Origin of the sequence: Sphingomonas sp. (genome assembly GCF_035490575.1) — a bacterium.
Taxonomy (GTDB): domain Bacteria; phylum Pseudomonadota; class Alphaproteobacteria; order Sphingomonadales; family Sphingomonadaceae; genus Sphingomonas.
On sequence record NZ_DATJLI010000048.1, the window covers coordinates 1 to 1,876 of the forward strand.

The following is a 1,876-nucleotide window of genomic DNA, read 5'->3' on the forward strand; positions in this document are numbered from 1 at the left end:
GCGTCATCGGGTGAGTAGCGACCAACTCGCTCCAGAGACGATGTAAATAGCGCACGAACGCTCGGCATTTGGACCCAATAGGTCCACGGGACAACCATATGCCGCGCTAGCATCGCTTTGCAGAGGAGCGAGGAAAGGACCATTCAATGCGTGAATTGTCACTGGAAGAGCAAGAACTGATCGCCGGCGGCCTGCAAACAGTCGATGCCATGAATCAGGATATTGTTGTGACTGCCGATCCGGGCGATGGTTTTTTCCCGCCAATCGTTGGCGACGGTGGAGGAGACAGTGGTGGCCCCGGTGGTATCGGCGGCGGAGAGGAATACGCTCAATGGCAGTTCTGGGGCGGCGTCGCGATGGATTTTATTGTCAGCTTTCTTTCTAATAAGGCAAGTTCAGCAACCGAACGCGAAACAACAATTTCCAGTCAATTCAACCCATCAGAAGTTGTCGCAAATATGCAGGGCCTGGATGCCAACGGCAATATCGATCGCGGTTGGCGGATGCAGGATGGTTCAGCTTTTTTTGACACCAACGGCAATGGTAAGCCCGATCTTCGCATGTGGAACGACGACGCAGGAAATGTCTGGGCAGATGAGGGCGCGGGCCGCACCTTGGTTCGTGGTGTCGGCTGACCTGAGGCGACGGGAGAAGATCATGAAGGCCGCACAGCATCGCGACGCCTTGCGTGACCGCATGGTCGGGGGGCGACGATATGCCCTGTTGCTGCCCGCCGCGCTGGCGCTCGGCCCCGCCAGCGGGCAACCTTCCACCACCGCCAAGCGGCATGTGGATGGTGCGGCACAGGGGGATGTCCGGGCGATCGTTCCGCTCAGTCCCGAACATCTGGGCATGTCCACTTCACGTCTGGTGCGTCATTGCGACTTGCCCGCCCTGATGCTCTCGCCCACCGGCCGCTATCTGCTGTCATGGCAACCGACCTGGCGCCAGACCACGGCGGCGCGCAACAGCAGGACGGTGACGATCAGCGATCTCGACTGCGAGCAGAATACGCCTTCGCAGGCATGTCACGTCACATTGCAGGCGCTCGACGGATTGCGGCCCGTCGCCTGGTCGCGCGACGAGCGGACCCTGTTCCTGGTGGAACAGGACACGGCGCTGGCGGCGATCGCGCTCGGCGACGATCTGCGCGAAACACGCGTGCGCGACCGGGCGCCGCTGGACCGTGCGCTGGCCAGAACGCTTGCATCGGTCGACGTGACGGCATCCGACCATGCCGCCCAGGAAGCCCCCCGGCTCGCTCGCGAAATGGCGCGGATACGCATTGCGATGCGGCCTGGCGAAACCGTGCTGGGTCTTCACGTCCGATCCGGACGCGCGCCCAGCGCCCTGATCGAGGCGGGCACCGACACGTCGCCTGCGCTCGCCACCCATTTGATCGTCGGCACCACCCGCCATCCGCTTGCCCAGCGCGGGCCGGAACTGATGCAGGCACGGGTGACGTTCGAAGGGAAGGGCGCGCGTGCGGTCAGCGCAACCGGGCTGCGGGTCGATGTCGGCGCGGCATCACCAATGCCGACGCCGAAACCGCTTGAAGCACCGCTGGTTTCAGCGTCGGATGGCCGCTGGCACGGCGCGGTCTCGCCCTGGTCGGCGACCTTGCCGTCGAACGCACCCCGCCCTTCTGAGGGCGCGCAATCCTATGACTGGACCGACAGCGGCGACATGGCGCAACGAACGCGGCGCCAGGGCGTCACCCGGCTGAGCGGCCGACGCAAGGGCCGGTCATGGGCGACGGCCTGCCCGGCCACCGATATGGGCATCCCCGGCTTTCAGGACCGCCGGTTGCAATTGGGAACGCCGGCGCGGCCGCTGGACGCCATCCGCGCGTCAGTGGCGGGACAGGATAATCGCC

2 protein-coding genes are annotated in these 1,876 nt (G+C 64.4%); both read left to right on the forward strand.

Annotated elements, in window-relative coordinates; all coding sequences use genetic code 11:
* Nucleotides 1-146: 146 nt before the first annotated feature.
* Complete coding sequence (locus VL973_RS03500; protein WP_325282643.1) at nucleotides 147-635, forward strand: hypothetical protein; 489 nt, start codon at nucleotides 147-149, stop codon at nucleotides 633-635.
* Between the two features lie 22 nt (nucleotides 636-657).
* A partial coding sequence (locus VL973_RS03505) for a hypothetical protein (RefSeq protein WP_325282644.1) occupies nucleotides 658-1,876 on the forward strand: 1,219 nt, incomplete at its 3' end.